Here is a 20,345-nt window from a genome sequence, read left to right as displayed (position 1 = left end):
AGCCGCATGTCGCGCTCCCAGGCGGGCCGCGAATTGGAATGACCTAGTGTCGCATCATTCCGGACGGGAGGACTTCGATGAATGCTGATGTCATACAACGCCTCCTTTATTGATCTGCAGCGGTGGAGGTTTTGTATCGGACAAATTCAACTTTGCCAACCGGTTTTTTCTACTTTGCGGAGAATGATGCACGAATGAAACAACGTTCCGGTGCTTAAGAGACCTTCTGCTGTTCTTTTCGCGCGCAGCTAGCCGCAGGTTCGATTATCCCTTATGTTGCTATAATGAGCATTATTGTACCGAAAAATGGATAATACAGGACTGTCTCTCGACAGAATGCGCACTTTTGTCCGCGTTGCCGAACGCGGCAACCTGTCAGTCGTGGCAAGGGAGCTCGGCGTCGGTCAATCAACGGTGACACGGCAGCTCAATGAACTCGAAGGCGCAGTCGGAGTCCCTCTCCTAAGCCGAACCACGCGTCGCGTGACCCTCACCGACGAAGGCAGCCGCTATTATGCGAACTGCCTTCAGGTACTGCGCCTGGTCGAACAGGCTACCGAGGAAGCCAGAAATGCCCGTCGGGCGGCCGCGGGCGCTGTCCGGATTTCATGTACTGCGGCGCTTGGCGCGATGCATGTTACCCGCCTCATCTTCGAATTTCAGGACCAGCATCCAGACATCAGCGTCGATCTCAACTTGACCGACGAGCGCATCGACCTGGTTCGTGAAGGCGTTGACGTGGCACTCCGCCTTGGACCTCTCGCCGACAGTTCCATGAAGCTTCATGGGCTCGGAAAAAGCCATCGGCTGCTGGTAGGCGCTCCGGCCTATTTCTCCGTTCATGGGCGGCCGGAGCGCCCGGACGATCTCTCGCGACATGAAACCATCATAATGTCCAACATAGCCGGGAGCGACCAGATCGCTCTCACTTCCCGCCATGGCGCAAATTTTACCGTTCCCGTCAACGGGAAGCTGCGCGTCGATCACGGGCTAGCGGCGCGCGAGGCCTTGGCCGCAGGACGCGGCATGGGCCCCACTCACCTTTGGCTGGTCCACGATCTCCTGGATAACGGTCAGCTAGAGGTCGTGCTCGAAGACTATCGTCCGTCGCCGGTCCCGCTAAGCCTGCTCATCGTGCCCGAGCGCTCCGCCATTGCCCGGGTTCGTCTCCTCACCGACTTTCTTGTCGCCGAGATTTCCAAACTGCCTGGGATCCGGCCATCGTGAGTCAGAGCCCGAAAGACCGCTTGTCTCCGCGCCAGCCCGTCGTCCGAAGATAATGCTCCCAATCGAGCGTATCCGGATTGAGGCGACGGCTCCATTCCAGGTCATGTTCCTTGCCGAAATAACCATATTCGACAACATACTCGACCATCCCCAGAATCTCTCGCACGAGAAGTTCGTTGGCGGCAAACTCCGGAAAATATTGCAACAGGCCATCTCTGGTGAAAGCACTTCGATATTCTGCCTTGAGGCCGGTTACCTCTCGGAACGTTTCGACCATCTCGCGCGGAGAGATGATATCGCCGATGATGGGCAGCGTTTTCCCCTTGTAGCGGTCGGGATCTGAGAAAATTTCGAGTACGGCCGGCCCGGTCGCCGTGAGCGGGTCGACAAAAGGCGCTCGAAAATCTTCGGGAAGATAGATCGGCATCGCGAGCGTGTCACCTTCCATGCGCGGCGGATAATATTCGAGAAGATTCGAGTAAAAGAACGCCAGCATGACGAAGGAATGAGAGATAGGCAGACCGCGAATATAGTCTGCAACGCGCGCTTTGTCGGTGAAGTGCGGAGCAAACTTCGTCCCGCCTGAGATGGCGTCGACATTCTCGAGCGTGCTGAAAACAATATGTCCGACTCCTGCCTCAACCGCGGCATCCGCCAATTGCTGGCCGATCGGGAACTCTACCGTTGCCGGTGGCATGACCGGCGGCGTCATCAGAAACGCCCCGTCCGCACCGTCGAAGGTGGCAACGAAATCTTTCTGAAAGCCAAGCTGGAGGGGAACGGTGACAATTTCAGCTCCAAGTTTCTCCAGACTGAGAGCCTCGGGCGAATCCTTTTTACGCGTTAAGGCGCGGACGCGGAAACGTTCGCTGCGAAGGAGCGTACTTGCGACGCTGCGACCCTGCTTACTGGTCGCACCCACAACCGCGATAAGTGGCTTATTATTTGCAGACATGGTTGTACCTTGAACCTTTCTCCTGTCCCTGGCTGCCGATTGCAGAACCAGGCGTCATACTGCAAAGAACTCTCGGCTGATGCCGACAGCTCAGATCCAGGAGGTAAGTTATGTCATCAAGCTTTCTTGCTGTAGGCACCTGCAATGCATATGATAATGCCGTTTTATGGATAAATAACGTGACGGGCCGCGCCTATCGGCCGCTGAACAAGGCAGGCCGAGCGTCAGCCGCAGGCCAATCAACGACCGCTGAAGCGTTGTCTCGCAGCCGCGGTAACGGGGGTATAAAGAGCCACGCGGGTACCCTCCGGGTCGCATAGCTGGGCCGTGCGATTTCCCCACGGCAAATCCTTGGGCTCATGCACCACCTCGACATGATCTTTGAGCCGAGCGAATTCAGCGTCGACATCAGATACCATGAACTCAAGAATGGCGGTTTTATTCGCGCGTGGCTCCGCACTGCCCTCTTTGAAGAGCGCGACCGTTTCCGCGCTCCCTATCGCCACGACGGCACCGGGTGTCACAACCTCCGCAAAGACGGGAGCAAGCCAGTCCGCGCGATAGCCCGTCACGAGCTCGTAGAAGGCGACCATGCTTTTGATATCCGAAGCAATGAGACGGATGGACGCGAGTTTCATCATTTTCTCCTTCACACGTGATGATCTCTTTGCCCGTTCCTGTGACATAGTCGTCCTGCCAGCGTTGTGGCAGCAGGAGTCACCAGCCATGCGAAAAGCGGAACGGCTTTTCCAGATCATCCAGATTCTTCGAAGGTCATACCGCCCGATCACCTCGGCGCAGATCGCGGAAGAACTCGAGGTCGCGCGAAGAACCGTCTATCGTGACATTGCCCACCTGATTGGCCAGCGCGTTCCCATCGAAGGGGAAGCTGGTTTTGGCTACGTCCTCGATCCACGATACGACATGCCGCCGCTAATGCTGACTGCAGAAGAAATCGAGGCTGTTCTACTGGGTGTTCAGATGGTGGCAAAGCTGGGCGACCCGGCCATCAACACTGCTGCCAGAGATGTCATTGCAAAAATTGCATCAACCGTACCGGACCACCTTCTTCCGTTCATTGCCGAACCTGCGGTCAGCCTGAAACCCGGCGAGGCCATCGACAGCCTAACGCTCGACAGCCGTCCAATCCGGCGGGCGATCAGGGAGGGACGAAAGATTGAGCTTGAATATTGTGCAGCAAATGGCGCGATAACCAGCCGGATCGTGTGGCCGGTGCTCCTGGGCTATGAGGATGAGCACTGTCTTTTGATTGCATGGTGCGAATCGAAGGAGGCCTTCCGCCATTTTCGCGCCGAACGCATTCTCAATCTCAAGGTTCTCGAAGAGACCGTCGACCTGCCCAGAGGCAAACTGAGACAGCAATGGCTGCAGTGGCGTGAAGCCGAACTTTCTCGTTCGCGCCAAGCGCTAAGATAGGCCGCCATTGCTGACCTGCGCTGCACGCTGAAGCCCCACCCATCGCCCCGGCGTGACCCCATAGGCTTTCTTGAAGTGCCGGATGAAATGCGCCTGATCGGCAAAGCCGGTCGCGGCGGCCACATCCGCAAACCCCTCCCCCTCGCCCATCAGCGCCTTTGCCTGCTGCAGCCGCCGCATCAGCATGTAGCGGTGCGGGCTGGTGGCAAAAGCCGCGCGGAAATGCCGTGACAGGGTGAAGCGGTCGAGGCCGGTAATGTTCTCCAACTCGCCGGAGCGCACGGACCTGAGCGCATGCGCCTCCAGATAGTCGCGCGCCACCCTCACTTGGTTCCAGGCAACCTTGCCCAATGCTCGACGGCGCACTTGCGAATGCCGCGACAGGCCGCCCGCCACCCGGCTGACGAAATCGTCGACGAAAAGCTCGTCCAGCTCCTGATCGAGCTCACCAAGGGCTGCAAGCAGCACCTGCGCCAGCGCCGCGTCGGCAATAACAGGCTGGTCGACGAAAGGCAGCCCGATCTTCTCGGCCTCCAGGCATTCCATCAGCAGCGCCGGCTCCATGTAGAGCATGCGGTAATGCAGCCCGTCCTCGGTTCCCGCCCCGCCGTCATGTTCCTCGTCCGGATGCAGCACGATCACCTGCCCCGGCATGCTGAAACGTCGCTCGCCGCGATAGGTGAAGGTCTGCACTCCGTGCAGGGTAACGCCGAGCGCATAGGTATCGTGCCGGTGCGGCTCGAACATATTGCCCGAAAACTGCGCCTCGATGCGCTCGATACCCGGAAAGGCCGGCGCAGTCAGGAAACCATTGCCGGCGGGCGCGGCCGGTACGCCGCTGCCCCTCTGCGGCTCGCACAAACGTTCAAGACCCTCGAAGACCTGCGGCGTTAGATCCTGGCTCAATGCCTTATCGATACCCTCATGAAAGAGACTGGAATGTTTGATACCAAAATTGCGATCGTCCTGCGAAACAATCTTGCCGGCTGGCAGAAGCTGAACGTCACAGCCTTCCTTTCGACCGGTATCGCCGGCCAATATCCTGAAATCATCGGTGAGCCCTATAAGGACCGAGCCGGCAATCTCTACAACCCGCTATCCATCCAGCCCATCATAGTCCTGTCGGCCGACGAAGCGACGATCTCGGCCATCCACCGCCGCGCGCTGGAGCGGGAAGTGACTTCCTCAATCTTCATCGAGGAAATGTTCGCAACCGGTCATGATGCAGCCAACCGCGCCGTCTTCGCGGAATACGCCCCTGATGACGCAAAGGTCGTCGGCATTGCGCTGCGAGCCGACAAGAAAATCGTCGACAAAATCACCAAAGGCGCGACGATGCAGCATTGAGGCATGCGGTGAGTGGTGGGAAACCATCCTGCCTCAGGGCGCCCAACATCTCTCCCGCCGTGCTCGGGCTTGTCCCAAGCATCTGCAACGGCAGCAGATCCTCAGGACAAGGCCGAGGAGCACGTCGAATAGAGAGCAAGGCCGATCCAGAACAACGAGCCGCTGTTATCACTTCCAGCGAGCCAACACCCCGAACCCGCAGCCAGACACCTTTACGCGAGAAACAAAAACGTCCTCCGCATCGCTGCGGAAGACGTTGAACTTTGCCGACGGAGCGGATCAGCCTTGTGTGATCGGCGCGATCTGGATTTCGACGCGGCGGTTCTGGGCGCGGCCGGCTTCGGTCGCGTTGGAAGCGATCGGCTGCGACGGGCCGAAGCCGACGGCCGACACGCGGCGGCCATCGATGCCCTGCCCTTGCAGGTAGCTCGCGACCGAATAGGCGCGGCGCTGCGACAGGTCCTGGTTGTGCTGCAGACTGCCGGTGGAATCCGTATGGCCGTTGATGTCGATCAGCGTGCGGTTGAACTTGCGCAGCACGATCGCCACCGAATTCAGCGTCGGATAGAAGCCCGGCTTCACCGCATCCTGATCGATATCGAAGGTGATGTTCGACGGCATGTTGAGGATGATGTTGTCGCCCTGGCGGGTGACGGAGATGCCAGTGCCTTCGAGCTGGGCACGAAGCTCGGCCTCCTGCTGGTCCATGTAATTGCCGATCGCGCCGCCGGCAAGCGCGCCGAGGCCGGCGCCGATCAGGGCCGCATTGCGCTTCCCGTGACCGCCGCCGCCGACGGCGACACCGACGAGAGCACCGCCGAGCGCGCCAAGGGCAGCACCGCCGGCGGTATTGGATACCTTCTGCTCACCAGTATAGGGATCGGTCGTCGTGCAGGCTGAGAGGTAGCTCGCCGCAACGGCCAGAAGGACAAATTTCTTGATCATGGACAGGAGGTTCTCCGTTCGAAGCTGGGGCGAGCAGATATTATGGAATGCGGCAACAAGATGAAGATCCTAATCTGATAAGCCAAATTCCCCATGGGAAACATGGGCCTGTTGCAGCCGCGCACCGATATCACCAGCTTTATTGACGAACGGCGGCGCTTGCGTCAGTCGAGCCCGCGGCGTTTGGCATAGGCCGCCCGCGCCTCGTCCATGCGTGCCGAGTTTGCAACGACCCATTCGGCAAGCCCGCGAACCGGGTCTAAGAACTCCCGGCCGAGATCCGTCAGCGCGTACTCGACCTGTGGCGGCGTCGTAGGTGTGACGGTTCGGGAAACGAATCCGTTCTCCTCCAACTCCCGCAATGTCGATGCCAGAACCTTCTGGCTGATCTCGCCGACTTCACGGCGCAGGGCGTTGAAACGCAGCGGCCCGTGGCCGAGAACGCGTACCACCAGCAGGCTCCACTTGTCGCTGATGCGCGCCAGCATGCGGCTGATGTGGTCGCAGGCGCGAACTTGCTGGCAGCCATCAACATCCTCGCAGGGGGCGGTTTCCTGATGGTTATCTGGTTTCAACAAAGTGCCTCCTTGTGCGATATCGCAAACCATCCGTAATCTGGTTACCGTTGGAAACCAGCATACAGGAGGTTACTTTGAATTCTAAGCCCCGTATCGCCGTTATTATCGGCTCTACCCGCCCTACCCGATTTGCCGATGTCCCGGCACAATGGATATTGAAGCAGGCCCAGGCACGAGAAGATATCGATGTCGAACTGATCGACCTGCGTGATCATCCGCTGCCCTTCTTCGATGAGATAGCATCGAATCTGTGGATGCCGAGCCAGAATCCCGAAGCGGTTCGCTGGCAGCAGACGGTCGGTCGCTTCGACGGCTATATCTTCGTCGTCGCCGAATATAACCACTCGATCACTGCCTCCCTGAAAAACGCGCTCGACCAGGCCTATAAGGAATGGAACCGCAAGCCTTTCACCGCCATCGGCTATGGCGGCACCGGCGCCACGCGCGCCGTCGAGCATCTCCGGGGAATCGGCGTGGAGCTGCAGATGGTCTCCACCCATGCGGCCGTCCATATCGGCGGCGGAGACTTCATGGCGATCCATCCAGCCTTCGGCAAGAAGCCGATCATCGAGATCGAAGCGAACCTGCTGCCGACGGCAAAGACCGCCCTCGACGAACTGGTTTGGTGGGCCAAGGCGACGATGGCTGCCAAGGCTGCCGAGGCTTGACGAGCTGAAATGAAAAACCGCGCGGTGACTGCCGCGCGGTTTTTCTTTGAATGAGCGCGCCTTTGTGCGCCCGAATGGACGCACCTCGGTTTAGAAATTCTGGAAGAGCTGGCGAACCTTGTCGTAGGAGGCGTTGGCGATGTTCAGCGCCTGCAGGCCGAGCTGCTGCTGGGTCTGCAAGGCCCTCAGCTTGCTCGATTCCTCTTCCATATCGGCATCGACGAGGCGGCCGATGCCCTCGGTGATGTTGTCGGATAGGCTCTTGGCGAAATCGTCCTGAATGCTGATGCGCTTTTCGAGCGCGCCGAACGCCGAGCCGACGGTCGTTAGCTGTCCGAGCGCGGCATCGACGACACTGATCATGTCGTTCAAGTCCTGTTTGCTGGTCGTCGCCGTGAGGCCGATTTCCGTCTGGCCGGCAGTATTGCCGTTCTTGCTCTTCGTCAGCACCCAGGTTTGAGAGGTGCCGAGTTCGATCGCGAAGAAGGCAGATGTCAGCACGCCATATTCGCCGGTCCCGCCGGCCCGGTCGTCGATCACGTAACGTGCATCTTTGGAGGAGGTCGCGCCGCTCGGCGGGATGTCGATATGGTAGCTCAGCATGCCTACTGATACCGTGCCGTCCGAATTGCGGATGAAGGAGGCCGGGATTTGGCGCGGCTGCGTCGGCGTCGTCGTATTGTCGAGGATGATCCAGTTGTCGTTGTTGAAGCCTGCGCCTTCGGAAACGCTGCGCAACTGCGCCTTCAGCTGCTCGAGCTCTTCACCGATCTTGGTCTTGTCGACGCCCTGCTCGGTTGCCGCGACAAGCTTTGCCTTGATCTCGGTGACGACATCGATGACGCTGTCAACGCCGGCAGACGCCGTGCCCATTGTGGCAGCCGCCATGCCGAGGGCATCCTGAATGGCGGAAAGGGCCTTGTTGTCGTGGCGAGCCGTCGTCGCGACCGACCAGTAGGCGGCATTATCTCTGGATTTTTCGACCCGCAGACCCGTCGTGACATGGTTTTGCGTCACCGCCATATTCCGATTGATATCACGCAGCACATTAAGCGCCGCATCCACGGAGGTGCGCTGATAAATACTCACGGTACGAACTCCAAAACACAACAGCACGCAACAAAACAGGATGTACCGAAATCACGCGGACATTCATGTCCGCCGTCGCCTGAAATCAGCGCAATGGCCTTCGGAAAAACTGAGAAGACCGACCGGTTACTGGTCGCAATCATTGCCGGTTATGCTTAACAAACGTCTAAACTTCAGAAGTAATTTATCCTGTTTCATAAGCCTTCGTACGCCGTGAAAGCCTGCCGGCCCAGATCCGGAGGGCGTTCGGAAATAGGTACCTGGAGCGTGTTCACGGCAGCCGGATGGCGGCCCGATGCCCGTATTTCGTAAGCGTTGACCTGCACCTGCAAACTTCGTAAGCGCGCTTACCGAACAAAATCAGTACCTTAACGGCAGCGCTTACGAACTTACGAAATTACGGCCTGTCTCAAACTCTCATGGGATAGCTAACAGCCTCTGGAATACCGGTCTGTCTCTCCACCTGAGTTTCGCCATTACTTCGTAAGTCCGTAAGAGAAGCAATAACTCATTGAAACGATTATGGAAATTCGCTTACAAAGTTCATGTAAGCAATCGTAAGCGCCGTAAGGAATTCTGCAGGTCAGCCGGCAGGACAAAACCAACTAGATACGTCGTTCCCGCCGCCACGTCCCCGGGGAGACGCCATTCAGGGCCGTGAAGACGCGCGTGAGGTGGCTCTGATCGGCAAAGCCGCAGGCAACCGCGATCTCCGCGATCGACGCCGTGCCGAGCAGCATCTGCCGCGCCTTCTCCGCCCGGTATTCCATGAGCCAACGATGCGGCGTCCGACCGGTCGATTTCTTGAAGGCGCGGATGAAATAGCTGGTCGACAGCCCGCATTGCGCCGCGACATCTGAAATCGTCGCCTCCCGTGCCGTCAACGAGGCAAGGAACCCCGTCGCCATGGTGAGTTGACGTGCGGAAAGCCCACTGCTGCGCTCGACCGGCAGATTGATCTTGCCGTAACGCGTCACCAGGTGCGCCTGCAGCGCCAGCAGGACATGATCGATGAAAAGCGCGCTCGCATGCGCTGGCTGGCTGAGCGCCGGAAGCAGTGCCATGGCGAGCCCCTGCACGACCGGATCGAGCTGTCCCTGCCCGCAATCGAGTCCGTTAAAGCCGGAACGCCCCGCCTCGTAGCTGAAATCGGAAAGCCCCTGCCGGGAAATGTTGAAACGCATGTTGTCGAAAGAGGAGCGATGATGGCAGCGCCACTCCTCCCCGAGATCGGTGATCGCCAGCGCTCCCGCAGGATGGCCGCCGTCGTGGATGAGCTTGCCGCGACGCCACAGACGATGGTTGTCGAAGGGTTTCAGCTGCGCGATGACACTGAAGGCATCCGCCTGGGGAATCGGCCCGCTCTCATCATGATCGGCGCTGTTGCTGCGCATGCGCACGATCGAGACGGCACCGGCTTGAAGCAATGAAATCTGTGGCCGTGACGCCAATTCAATCACCCCCGTTTTCGAATTGCCTCCCGCTGTCCCAATGACATCATTTCCCCTCAAAATCCACTGGGAGAATTGAAACGGCAGCCCTGTCTCCGGCTGCCGTCCAGCCTGGTCATGCTGCTTCGCAGGTTCAGGCCGCTTCCTGGAACGCCTTTTCCAATGTCGCCACATCGAGCTTGACCATCTGCAGCATCGCCTCGGTCATCTTTTTGGCATTGCCTTTGCGCGCGCCGCTCATCATCTCGGCCAGCGCCTTGGGCACGATCTGCCAGGAAAGACCCCAGCGATCCCTGAGCCAGCCGCAGTGTTCTGCCGTGCCCCCGTTGCCAAGGAACCCATCCCAGATACGGTCGACCTCCGCCTGATCTTCGCAGATGACCTGCACGGAATAGGCATGGTTGAACGGCTCGAACGGCCCGGCCTGCATGGCCATGAAATTCTGGCCGCCAAGGGTAAACTCCACGATTTCGACACTGCCGGGAGGGCCGCTCGGCGTTTCTGCCGGCACGGTGGTGATGTCGCCGATTGCGGAATTGGGCACCAGCGAAACATAGAATTCCACCGCCTCGCGGGCGCCCTCGGCAAACCAGAGGTGCGAAATGACCTTGACCATGAAATATCCTCCTTTTGGTCGTCGTTCATGGCTCTAGGACGCATGAGCCACGGCCATCCCGACAGGGCCGCGCAAAAAATCCCGGTGCCTTTCTGGCTGCGCCGATAGCTTCCCGACCACCTCTGCAGCCCGAGGCAATTTTTGACAAAAGAGGGTGGAAACCGACAATCTGATTTGGCTTTTGCCAAGTAGGTTCGCCGTCGAATCGCGGCCACTCACTCGCGGGGAAGCGATGCACCGCAAGCTTCTGCAGCGGCCGACTGGCAGCCGATTTCTGCCTTTAAGGCCTCATGACCAGGGAGAACGATAATGTCCAAATATCTTGAAGTCCTCACACCGCAGAACAGCCAGCTGATCTTTATCGACCAGCAGCCCCAGATGGCCTTCGGCGTGCAATCCATCGACCGCCAGACATTGAAGAACAATGTCGTCGGTCTCGCGAAGGCCGCCAAGACCTTCAAGGTGCCGACCACCATCACCACGGTCGAAACCGAAGCCTTCTCCGGCCACACCTATCCGGAACTGCTCGCCGTCTTCCCGGAAAACACGATTCTCGAGCGCTCCTCGATGAATTCCTGGGACGATCAGAACGTTCGCGACGCCCTGGCGAAGAATGCCGCCAACGGCCGCAAGAAAGTTGTCGTGTCGGGCCTCTGGACGGAAGTCTGCAACACCACTTTCGCGCTCTCCTGCATGCACGATACCGATTACGAAATCTACATGGTCGCCGATGCCTCGGGCGGCACGTCTGCCGATGCGCATAAATACGCCATCGATCGCATGGTTCAGGCGGGTTGCGTTCCCGTCACCTGGCAGCAGGTGCTACTGGAATGGCAGCGCGACTGGGCACGCCGCGAAACCTATGAAGCCGTCACCACCATCGTGAAGGAACATTCAGGCGCTTACGGCATGGGCGTCGACTACGCCTATACCCACGTTCACAAGGCGCCCGAACGCGTCAAGCATGGCGAGCGCATCGGCCCGAACCCGGCCAAGTAGATAGACTTCATCGGTGGAAGCGGCTTTTTTGCCGCTTTCGCTTTCCTGCATGACGAAGTGAATAGAGTCCAAAATGAAAATCTATCTCCTTTCCCTTGGAGCCGGCCTCCTCGTCGGGATTGTCTACAGCCTGCTGAACGTCCGTTCGCCGGCCCCGCCGGTCGTGGCGCTTGTCGGCCTGCTCGGCATTCTGGTCGGCGAGCAGGTCATCCCATTCGCGAAGACCTTGATCAACAAGGAGCCTGCGGCCGTCTCGTGGCTGAACCAGATAAAGCCGCACATGTTCGGCCACCTGCCGAAAGGTAGCGCACCTTCTGACGCAAAGCCTTCCGAAAAGGTTTGATACCCGCTTTCGCTCGAGGACGAAGACTATGGAAAACGCAACTGCGGACCTCATCCTGCATCATGGGCTGATCACCACGCTCGACCGCTCCAATCCGGCCGCCAGCGCCGTCGCCATCAAGGACGGCAGGTTCCTCGCCGTCGGCCATGACGCCGAAGTCATGGCGCTCAAGGGGCCGAATACGAAGGTCGTGGACCTCAAGGGCAAGCGCGTTCTTCCCGGTCTGATCGACAACCACACGCACGTCGTCCGCGGCGGCCTGAACTTCAACATGGAATTGCGCTGGGATGGCGTTCGCTCGCTCGCCGACGCGATGGACATGTTGAAGCGCCAGGTGGCGGCCACACCTGCGCCGCAATGGGTTCGTGTCGTCGGTGGCTTCACCGAGCACCAGTTCGCCGAAAAGCGCCTGCCGACCATCGAAGAAATCAACGCCGTCGCCCCCGATACCCCCGTCTTCCTGCTGCATCTCTATGACCGTGCCCTGCTGAATGGCGCAGCCCTTCGCGCCGTCGGTTATACCAAGGACACGCCGAACCCACCCGGCGGCGAGATCACCCGCGACGCCAATGGCAATCCGACCGGCCTGCTGCTTGCCAAACCGAATGCCGGCATCCTCTATTCAACGCTCGCAAAGGGTCCGAAACTGCCCTTCGACTACCAGGTCAACTCCACCCGGCATTTCATGCGGGAATTGAACCGTCTGGGCGTGACAGGCGTCATCGATGCCGGCGGCGGCTTCCAGAACTATCCCGATGATTACGCCGTCATCCAGAAGCTCGCCGACGAAGGCCAGATGACCGTGCGTCTCGCCTATAATCTCTTCACCCAGAAGCCGAAGGCGGAGAAGGAAGACTTCCTGAACTGGACAGCTTCGGTGAAATACAAGCAGGGCAACGACTATTTCCGCCACAACGGCGCAGGCGAAATGCTGGTCTTTTCTGCTGCCGATTTCGAGGATTTCCGCCAGCCGCGTCCCGACATGCCGCCGGAAATGGAAGGCGAGCTGGAAGAGGTCGTGCGCGTGCTTGCGCAAAACCGCTGGCCCTGGCGCCTGCACGCCACCTATGACGAGACGATCAGCCGCGCGCTCGACGTCTTCGAAACGGTCAATCAGGATATCCCGCTCGAAGGCCTCAACTGGTTCTTCGACCATGCGGAGACGATTTCCGAACGGTCGATCGACCGCATTGCAGCGCTCGGCGGCGGCATCGCCGTGCAGCACCGCATGGCCTATCAGGGCGAATATTTCGTCGAACGTTATGGCGTGGGTGCTGCCGAGGCCACCCCGCCCGTCGCCCGCATGCTGGAGAAGGGCGTGAAGGTTTCCGCCGGCACCGATGCCACCCGCGTCGCCTCCTATAACCCCTGGGTATCGCTCTCCTGGATGATTACGGGCCGTACCGTCGGCGGCATGGCGATCTATCCGCGCCGCAACTGCCTGGATCGCGAAACGGCGCTGCGCATGTGGACGGAAAACGTCACCTGGTTTTCCAATGAGGAAGGCAAGAAGGGCCGTATCGAGAAAGGCCAGTTCGCCGATCTCATCGTGCCCGACAAGGATTTCTTCGCCTGCGCCGAGGAGGAGATCTCCTTCCTCACCTCGGAGCTCACCATGGTCGGCGGCAAGATCGTCTATGGCGCCGGCAGCTTTGCCAGTCTCGACGAGAACGATGTCCCGCCCCCCATGCCCGACTGGTCGCCGGTGCGCAGCTTCAAGGGTTATGCCGCCTGGGGCGAACCTGAAGGCGCCGGCAAGAACTCGCTGCATCGCCGCCTGATCGCTTCCTGCGGATGCGCCAATGATTGCAATGTCCATGGCCATGCTCACGCCAATGCCTGGGGTTCCAAGGCGCCGGTCTCCGACCTCAAGAGCTTCTGGGGTGCGCTCGGCTGCGCCTGCTGGGCCGTCTGAGGACAATAGAATGCACACCCTTCAAACCCGACTCACCGGCCTCGCCCGCCCTCTCTTCGGCGCGGCCTTTGTGCGCTTCATCGCCTATCTTGGCCTCTGCGCCGCCTATCTGCAGGGCGGCCTCAACAAGCTCACCGATTTTGCGGGCGCAGTCGCCGAAATGACCCATTTCGGTCTGTCGCCCGCGCCGGTCTTTGCGGTGATCGTCATCGCCCTGGAGCTTGCCGCGTCGCTGATGATTCTCTTGGGTTTCCTGCGCTGGCTTGGCGCGCTCGCACTCGGCGGCTTCACGCTGATGGCCACCTTCCTGGCCCTGCGTTTCTGGGAATTACCCGTGGGAATGGAGCGCTTCATGGCCGCCAATTCCTTCTTCGAACATCTCGGCCTTGTCGGCGGCTTCCTGCTCGTCGCCTGGCTCGATCTCACAGAAAAGGCATAGGCAACCTACACCAAAGGATCGCTTACACAGCCATTCGAAAACCTGTTTCCTCATCGCGTCACGCACTGTCGTGCACCTTACGCCATCAGGTGAAAACCTCCCAACCCAGCATAGGACGAGTAAATGCCGACGATCACCACCAAGGACGGAACGACGATCTATTATCAGGATTGGGGCAACGGCCAGCCGATCCTCTTCTCCCATGGCTGGCCGCTGTCCGGCGACGCCTGGGAAGTCCAGATGCTCTATTTTGCCCAGCAGGGCTACCGCGTCATCGCCCATGACCGCCGCGGCCATGGCCGGTCGTCGCAGCCGTGGAACGGCAACAATATGGACCAGTATGCCGATGACCTCGCCGAGCTCATCGACAAGCTCGATCTGAAGAACCTGATCATGATCGGCCACTCCACCGGCGGCGGCGAAGTCGCCCATTATATCGGCCGCCATGGCACCAGCCGCGTCACCAAGGCCGTACTCGTCGGCGCCGTTCCGCCGCTGATGCTGAAAACGGCTGAAAATCCCGAGGGCACGCCGATCGAAGTCTTCGACGGCATCCGCAAGGGCACGGCAGGTGACCGTTCGCAATTCTTCCGCGACCTCACCATCCCCTTCTACGGCTTCAACCGTGATGGTGCCAAGGTCAACGAAGGCCTGCGCGAAACCTTCTGGCTGATGGGCATGGCCGGCGGCATCAAGGGCCACTACGATTGCATCCACGAATTCTCCGAGGTCGATTACAGCGAAGACCTGAAGAAGATCGACATTCCCACTCTCCTCATCCATGGCGATGACGACCAGATCGTGCCGATCAAGGCAGCCGCCGAAAAGGGCATCAAGCTTCTGAAGAACGGCACGCTGAAGGTTTATCCGGGCGCCCCGCACGGTCTCGCCCAGACCGAAGCCGAAAAGTTCAACGCCGACGTCCTCGCCTTCATCAAGGCCTAAGTCACGAGATCGGCCGGTCAGGCCCAAGGAGATCATGCAATGCTTCGTCTATCGTTAGCCCTTGTTGCCCTTCTCGGCCTGGCCGGCTCTCCGGCCCTTGCCGCCTCGCCGCAGTTTGGCGTCGGCGCGCAATATGATACGACCCATGTCTATGTCGCCCCTGATGACGTGGATGCCTTCGTCAAAACCTTCCTCGCCACCTTCGGCGGCACCAGCACCAAGCAGGTAACGGCAACGGTGACGCCGACGCCGAGCAGCACCACGTCACAACTCCTGCAGACGCCGGCTGGTACCGTCTCGCTCTTCGGCTTCAAGACGCCGATCCCCTACCCGTTCGGCGCCGAACGCACCGGCTACCTCGTCACCGACCTCGACCAGGCGGTCGCAGCGGCAAAGGCAGCCGGCGCAGATGTCATCGTTTCAGCCTTCCCGGACCCGATTGGCCGCGATGCCGTCGTTCAGTGGCCGGGCGGCGTCAACATGCAGCTCTACTGGCATACGATCAAGCCAAACTATCCGGCCTTCACGACCATCCCAGAAAACCGCATCTATGTGTCGGCTGGCCGCGCTGTCGCTTTCACTCACGCTTTCCTCGCCTTCTCGCATGGCAAAATCGTCTCCGACGAGAAGAAGGCGCCCGGCGTCGAAATCGGCCTCCCGGATGAGACCTTCCACCGCCTGCGTATCGAATCCGTCTTCGGCCGCATGACCGTGCTCGTCACCGACGGCCATCTGCCCTTCCCATATGGCCGCGAAATGACCGGCTACGAAACCGCCGATCTCGACGCGACGCTGCAAAAAGCCAAGGACAGTGGCGCTAAAATTCTCGTCGAACCCTATCAATCCGGCGACCGCCGCGCCGCCATGGTGGAATTCCCCGGCGGCTATATTGCCGAAATCCACGCCGTCACGGCAAAGTAACGATACGAAACGTTAAGAGGGAAAACGATGCGCCCAGCCCTGCCCGTGCTTCTGAGCTTTACCGGCGGTTATGTCGATACCGCCGGTTTCCTGGCGCTCGGCGGCCTCTTCCCCGCTCATGTCACCGGCAACTTCGTGACCCTCGGCGCCGCACTCACCCACGGCACGACGGGCATCATCGCCAAGCTTCTGGCGCTGCCGGTCTTCTGCCTGACGGTCCTCGCGCTGCGCTACTTGACCCACAATGTGCCGCCCGGCGACGAAAAGGGCCTGCGCACCCTCCTCATCATTAAGCTTGTCTTCCTGATTGCCGGCGGCGCCTGCGCCATCTGGCTTTCACCCTTTACCAACCCGGACGGGCTGCCGCTGGTAGCGACTGGCATGCTGCTCGTCATCGCCATGGCGATCCAAAACGCCGCTCACCGCATCCATCTCGGCGCCTCACCGCCGAGCACCCTGATGACCGGCACGACGACGCAGATCATGATCGATCTCGGCGACCTCGCCCATGGCATGTCAGGAGATCAGGCAAAGCCGTTGAAAAGTCGCCTGTCGCGTATGGCGATCGCCGTTTTCGCCTTCGCTCTCGGCTGCGGCCTCGCCGCCCTGCTCTTTACCACCGTCGGCGCCTGGTGCTTAGCGCTACCGCCGCTCTTTGCGCTGGCTTCGGTCTGCCTGGCTTTCGCCGCCCCGCAGACTGCATAAGGATAATCCTTAGCCGCTGATATCATTACCGGCAGCCCTGGCCTCCGCCTCGGCAATGCGCTGGCGCAATATGAGCTTCCGTGCCCGGATCTCGAGCGAAATGAGTTCAGCAACCGACCCATTGCGTCGCACCAATGCGATCGTGCTGAACGCGGGAGCGGCTGTGGCCGCGGCAAGGATTCCGAGGCCCGCGCCATCCGGCAAGCCATTTCCTGCGATCAGCGTCGCAACGATGATCAGGAGGATTAGGTTGGCAAGAATAGCGATCATATACATATGGCTCTCCCGACGGCTGGCGCGAGACAATAGTTGAGGTACGCAAGGACCACAACTCCAGGGCCGGCTTCAGACCAGGCCAGACAAACTGTCTGAGGATAGCCGAGGGCCTGGGAATGAAAGCAGAACAACTTTCTGGTCTTTCCCTCCCGAATCACTACATTACGCGCCATGAGCAACAGTTTCGACGATATGCCCTTCTTCGACGAGGAGCCGGGCGAAGCGCCGCGCAAGCCGCAGCAGCCTGTGGCACCTGCCCCAAGGGCGCCCGCTGCCGGCGGCGGCATTGCTGCCCGCGCCATGGCCGCCCGGGATGGCGGCCGTCCCGATTATCTCGCCGGCCTCAACCCGGAACAGCGTGAAGCGGTCGAAACGCTGGAAGGCCCGGTCCTCGTGCTTGCCGGCGCCGGTACCGGCAAGACGCGCGTGCTCACCACCCGCATCGCCCATATCCTTTCGACTGGCCGTGCCTTCCCCTCGCAGATCCTTGCCGTAACCTTCACCAACAAGGCGGCGCGCGAGATGAAGGAGCGTATCGCGCTTCTCGTCGGCGGCGCCGTCGAAGGTATGCCCTGGCTCGGCACCTTCCACTCGATCGGCGTCAAGCTCCTGCGCCGTCATGCCGAACTCGTCGGCCTGCGCTCGGATTTCACCATCCTCGATACCGACGATGTAGTCCGCCTCATCAAGCAGCTGATCCAGGCCGAAGGTCTCGACGACAAGCGCTGGCCGGCCAAGCAATTCGCCGGCATGATCGACACCTGGAAGAACAAGGGCCTCGGCCCCGCCGATATCCCGGAAGGCGATGCGCGCGCCTTCGCCAATGGCCGCGGCCGCGATCTCTATTTCGCCTATCAGAACCGCCTGTCGACGCTGAACGCCTGTGATTTCGGCGACCTGCTTATGCATCCGATCGCGATCTTCCGCAAGCAGCCGGATCTCTTGAAGGAATATCACCAGAGGTTCCGCTATATCCTCGTCGACGAATATCAGGATACAAACACCGCCCAATATATGTGGCTGCGGCTTCTCGCCCAGCGCCCGAAAGGCGAGCCGCAGAATGTCTGCTGCGTCGGCGACGACGACCAATCGATCTATGGCTGGCGCGGTGCCGAAGTCGACAATATCCTGCGCTTCGAGAAGGATTTTCCGGGCGCCAAAGTCATCAAGCTGGAGCGCAACTATCGCTCCACAGCCCATATCCTTGGCGCCGCCGCCCATCTCATCACCCATAATGAAGGCCGCCTCGGCAAGACGCTCTTCACCGATCGCTCCGATCCTGACGACGTCAAGGTGCAGGTTCATGCCTCGTGGGATTCAGAGGAAGAAGCCCGCGCCATCGGCGAGGAAATCGAGCGCCTGCAGCGCGGCGATGCCGACGGCAGGAAACATCTGCTGAACGATATGGCGATCCTGGTGCGCGCCTCCTTCCAGATGCGCGAATTCGAAGACCGCTTCGTCACGCTTGGCCTGAATTACCGCGTCATCGGCGGCCCGCGCTTCTACGAGCGCCTCGAAATCCGCGATGCCATGGCCTATTTCCGCCTCGTCGCCCAGCCGGCCGACGACCTCGCTTTCGAGCGCATCATCAACACCCCGAAGCGCGGCCTCGGCGATACGACGGTGCGCGCGCTCCACGATTACGCCCGCGCCCGCGATATCCCGATGCTCGCAGCCGCCGCCGATATGATCGAGACGGACGAGCTGAAGCCGAAGGCGCGCAAGGCTCTCTTCGATGTCGTGCAATCCTTCCGCCGATGGCAGGAACTGCTTGAAAACACGCCACATACCGAGCTTGCCGAGCAGATCCTCGAAGAGTCCGGCTATACCGACATGTGGAAGAACGACAAGACCGCAGAAGCGCCGGGCCGCCTTGAAAACCTCAAGGAACTCATCCGCTCCATGGAAAGCTTCGAATCTATGCGCGGCTTCCTGGAGCATGTCTCGCTCGTCATGGATGCCGAGCAGAACGAGGACCTCGACGCCGTGTCGATCATGACGCTGCATTCGGCCAAGGGCCTGGAGTTCGACACGGTCTTCCTGCCCGGCTGGGAGGAAGGCCTCTTCCCGCACCAACGCTCACTCGACGAATCCGGCCGCGCCGGCCTGGAGGAAGAGCGCCGCCTCGCCTATGTCGGCATCACCCGCGCCAAGCACCGCTGCCACATCTGGTTTGTCTCCAATCGCCGCATCCACGGCCTCTGGCAGTCGACCATCCCCTCACGTTTCCTCGACGAACTGCCGGAAACGCATGTGGAAGTTGCCGAGATGGAGCAGAACTACGGCGGTTACGGCCGCAGCGGCGGATATGGCCAGTCGCGCTTCGACAAGGCCGATCCATTCGCCAATTCCTATTCGACGCCCGGCTGGAAACGTGCCCAGCAGAACAAGACCGATGCCACCCGCGACAACTGGGGCACCCGCTCCGGCCACGCTGTGGAGCGCATCGGCTACGGCGAAAGCGGCCCGCGCGGCCGAACCATCGAGGGAGAACTGGTGGCAAAATCCACCGCGACCGAACCCTCGCGCTTCACGATCGGCGACCGCGTCTTCCACATCAAATTCGGCAACGGTTCCATATCAGGCATCGAAGGCAACAAGCTGACGATCGATTTCGATCGCGCCGGGCAGAAACGTGTGCTCGACGGGTTCGTCGAAAGGGTTTGACCCTGCTTTACTTGAGGCGCTCTTCGGAATCGCACTGGTCGGCATGGCGATACGGCTCGCCTTTCATTGGCCTTTCCGATCGCGGCTATCCCCTGTAAGTGACTTACATTCGCAGGTTCCGCCCGATTTCCAGCGAGGCATCCGATGACAGCTATCTCAACACTTCAAACCGAGCGCCTGATCCTGCGGGCTCCGGTCATGGAAGACTGGCCGGATTATCATGCGCTGATGATTTCTGATCGCGCGCTCTATATGGGCGGTCCGCATTCGACCAAAGCCGCCTGGGGCATGTTCTGCCATGACGTCGCCCTGTGGGCGCTGATGGGCCACGGTGCTCTGATGATGGAGGACCGCACCACGGGACAATGCCTCGGTCAGGTCGGCATCAATCACGGTCCGCTGTTTCCTGAAAAGGAACTGGGCTGGCTCGTCTATCCGCAGGCCGAAGGCAAAGGTTATGCCTATGAGGCAGCCGTCGCCCTGCGCGATTGGGCCTTTAAAGTACGTGGCCTGACGACACTGGTGAGCTATATCGCTTCTTCCAATGTAAGGTCGATCCGGCTTGCCGAACGGCTGGGCGCCGTGCCGGATATAAGGGCGGCGCGCGAGGACGGCGATTCAGACGATCTGGTTTTCAGGCATCCGGCTCCATAGCCGCATGCATAAATCCTAATATAAAGCGCGAAATACTTGCCGCTTTCGCGTATAACGCGAGCGGCAGCAGAAAAATACGTTAATATAGCCATCTGCCACTCTCCATACGAGAAATAGCACTTGCGCCTGGCCTCCCGGAAATCCACTAGTTGATTGTGCTGACACCGG

At 60.0% G+C, this 20,345-nt stretch carries 22 protein-coding genes; 13 read left to right on the top strand and 9 right to left on the bottom strand.

What is annotated here, in order from left to right; translation table 11 throughout:
- Positions 1–306: 306 nt before the first annotated feature.
- Positions 307–1,227, top strand: coding sequence for a LysR family transcriptional regulator (locus FHX15_RS03035; protein WP_184393553.1), 921 nt, complete (start codon positions 307–309; stop codon positions 1,225–1,227).
- A gap of 1 nt (position 1,228) precedes the next feature.
- Here the strand turns inward: FHX15_RS03035 and FHX15_RS03030 are convergent, their stop codons facing one another.
- Both FHX15_RS03030 and FHX15_RS03025 read right to left on the bottom strand, forming a co-directional pair.
- A complete protein-coding gene (locus tag FHX15_RS03030) occupies positions 1,229–2,182 on the bottom strand; it encodes an NmrA/HSCARG family protein (protein ID WP_184393551.1) in 954 nt (317 codons plus the stop codon).
- Between the two features lie 239 nt (positions 2,183–2,421).
- Positions 2,422–2,820 carry a VOC family protein gene (locus FHX15_RS03025; protein WP_184394013.1) on the bottom strand — a complete coding sequence of 133 codons (399 nt, stop codon included), beginning with the start codon at positions 2,818–2,820 and terminating at the stop codon, positions 2,422–2,424.
- Positions 2,821–2,908: 88 nt separating this feature from the next.
- On the opposite strand from FHX15_RS03025, the gene FHX15_RS03020 reads away from it, so the two are divergent.
- Complete coding sequence (locus tag FHX15_RS03020) at positions 2,909–3,619, top strand: YafY family protein (RefSeq protein WP_184394011.1); 711 nt, start codon at positions 2,909–2,911, stop codon at positions 3,617–3,619.
- On the opposite strand, the gene FHX15_RS03015 is transcribed toward FHX15_RS03020, so the two are convergent.
- Positions 3,611–4,525, bottom strand: coding sequence for an AraC family transcriptional regulator (locus FHX15_RS03015; RefSeq protein WP_184393549.1), 915 nt, complete (start codon positions 4,523–4,525; stop codon positions 3,611–3,613). The two genes, FHX15_RS03020 and FHX15_RS03015, sit on opposite strands and share 9 nt — an antisense overlap.
- A gap of 33 nt (positions 4,526–4,558) precedes the next feature.
- On the opposite strand from FHX15_RS03015, the gene FHX15_RS03010 reads away from it, so the two are divergent.
- Entirely contained in the window at positions 4,559–4,966 is a 408-nt protein-coding gene (locus FHX15_RS03010) for a DUF2000 family protein (RefSeq protein WP_184393547.1), read from the top strand.
- Positions 4,967–5,245: 279 nt separating this feature from the next.
- Here FHX15_RS03010 and FHX15_RS03005 read toward each other — a convergent pair whose 3' ends face one another.
- Together FHX15_RS03005 and FHX15_RS03000 are read right to left on the bottom strand one after the other, a co-directional pair.
- On the bottom strand, positions 5,246–5,911 hold the full coding sequence (locus FHX15_RS03005; RefSeq protein WP_184393545.1) for an OmpA family protein: 666 nt from the start codon (positions 5,909–5,911) through the stop codon (positions 5,246–5,248).
- A gap of 164 nt (positions 5,912–6,075) precedes the next feature.
- Positions 6,076–6,486 (bottom strand): helix-turn-helix domain-containing protein, encoded by a 411-nt coding sequence (locus FHX15_RS03000; protein ID WP_184393543.1) that lies wholly within the window; start codon positions 6,484–6,486, stop codon positions 6,076–6,078.
- A 77-nt stretch (positions 6,487–6,563) separates the two neighbouring features.
- Between FHX15_RS03000 and FHX15_RS02995 the strand changes: the two genes are divergently transcribed.
- Positions 6,564–7,157, top strand: a complete 594-nt coding sequence (locus FHX15_RS02995) for an NADPH-dependent FMN reductase (RefSeq protein ID WP_184393541.1) — start codon at positions 6,564–6,566, stop codon at positions 7,155–7,157.
- A gap of 90 nt (positions 7,158–7,247) precedes the next feature.
- Here the strand turns inward: FHX15_RS02995 and FHX15_RS02990 are convergent, their stop codons facing one another.
- The 3 genes from FHX15_RS02990 to FHX15_RS02980 all read right to left on the bottom strand — a co-directional run bounded on the left by FHX15_RS02990 (position 7,248) and on the right by FHX15_RS02980 (position 10,313).
- Positions 7,248–8,246: a flagellin gene (locus FHX15_RS02990; RefSeq protein ID WP_184393540.1), complete on the bottom strand. Its 999-nt coding sequence runs from the start codon at positions 8,244–8,246 to the stop codon at positions 7,248–7,250.
- A 605-nt stretch (positions 8,247–8,851) separates the two neighbouring features.
- Complete coding sequence (locus FHX15_RS02985; RefSeq protein WP_246778851.1) at positions 8,852–9,697, bottom strand: helix-turn-helix transcriptional regulator; 846 nt, start codon at positions 9,695–9,697, stop codon at positions 8,852–8,854.
- Positions 9,698–9,830: 133 nt separating this feature from the next.
- Positions 9,831–10,313, bottom strand: a complete 483-nt coding sequence (locus tag FHX15_RS02980; RefSeq protein WP_184393538.1) for a VOC family protein — start codon at positions 10,311–10,313, stop codon at positions 9,831–9,833.
- 309 nt (positions 10,314–10,622) lie between these two features.
- Here FHX15_RS02980 and FHX15_RS02975 point away from each other — a divergent pair, with 309 nt between their 5' ends.
- The 7 genes from FHX15_RS02975 to FHX15_RS02945 all read left to right on the top strand — a co-directional run bounded on the left by FHX15_RS02975 (position 10,623) and on the right by FHX15_RS02945 (position 16,580).
- The gene (locus tag FHX15_RS02975) at positions 10,623–11,312 is read left to right on the top strand and encodes a hydrolase (protein ID WP_184393537.1); all 690 of its coding nucleotides are present in this window, start codon (positions 10,623–10,625) and stop codon (positions 11,310–11,312) included.
- A gap of 73 nt (positions 11,313–11,385) precedes the next feature.
- A complete protein-coding gene (locus FHX15_RS02970) occupies positions 11,386–11,655 on the top strand; it encodes a XapX domain-containing protein (RefSeq protein ID WP_184393536.1) in 270 nt (89 codons plus the stop codon).
- 28 nt (positions 11,656–11,683) lie between these two features.
- On the top strand, positions 11,684–13,570 hold the full coding sequence (locus FHX15_RS02965) for an amidohydrolase (RefSeq protein ID WP_184393534.1): 1,887 nt from the start codon (positions 11,684–11,686) through the stop codon (positions 13,568–13,570).
- Positions 13,571–13,580: 10 nt separating this feature from the next.
- On the top strand, positions 13,581–14,009 hold the full coding sequence (locus FHX15_RS02960) for a DoxX family protein (protein WP_184393533.1): 429 nt from the start codon (positions 13,581–13,583) through the stop codon (positions 14,007–14,009).
- 123 nt (positions 14,010–14,132) lie between these two features.
- Positions 14,133–14,954, top strand: a complete 822-nt coding sequence (locus tag FHX15_RS02955) for an alpha/beta fold hydrolase (protein ID WP_184393532.1) — start codon at positions 14,133–14,135, stop codon at positions 14,952–14,954.
- A 39-nt stretch (positions 14,955–14,993) separates the two neighbouring features.
- Positions 14,994–15,875 carry a glyoxalase gene (locus FHX15_RS02950; protein ID WP_184393531.1) on the top strand — a complete coding sequence of 294 codons (882 nt, stop codon included), beginning with the start codon at positions 14,994–14,996 and terminating at the stop codon, positions 15,873–15,875.
- Positions 15,876–15,902: 27 nt separating this feature from the next.
- Entirely contained in the window at positions 15,903–16,580 is a 678-nt protein-coding gene (locus FHX15_RS02945; protein ID WP_184393529.1) for a YoaK family protein, read from the top strand.
- Positions 16,581–16,589: 9 nt separating this feature from the next.
- Here the strand turns inward: FHX15_RS02945 and FHX15_RS02940 are convergent, their stop codons facing one another.
- Positions 16,590–16,856: a hypothetical protein gene (locus FHX15_RS02940; RefSeq protein WP_184393527.1), complete on the bottom strand. Its 267-nt coding sequence runs from the start codon at positions 16,854–16,856 to the stop codon at positions 16,590–16,592.
- Positions 16,857–17,027: 171 nt separating this feature from the next.
- On the opposite strand from FHX15_RS02940, the gene FHX15_RS02935 reads away from it, so the two are divergent.
- Complete coding sequence (locus FHX15_RS02935; RefSeq protein WP_184393525.1) at positions 17,028–19,523, top strand: ATP-dependent helicase; 2,496 nt, start codon at positions 17,028–17,030, stop codon at positions 19,521–19,523.
- Positions 19,524–19,667: 144 nt separating this feature from the next.
- Positions 19,668–20,177 carry a GNAT family N-acetyltransferase gene (locus FHX15_RS02930; RefSeq protein WP_184393523.1) on the top strand — a complete coding sequence of 170 codons (510 nt, stop codon included), beginning with the start codon at positions 19,668–19,670 and terminating at the stop codon, positions 20,175–20,177.
- Positions 20,178–20,345: the final 168 nt, after the last annotated feature.

The organism is Rhizobium sp. BK650 (genome assembly GCF_014195325.1).
Lineage (GTDB): Bacteria > Pseudomonadota > Alphaproteobacteria > Rhizobiales > Rhizobiaceae > Rhizobium.
Note: the sequence above shows the minus strand (reverse complement) of the source record. Positions and strands in the feature narration are given on the sequence as shown.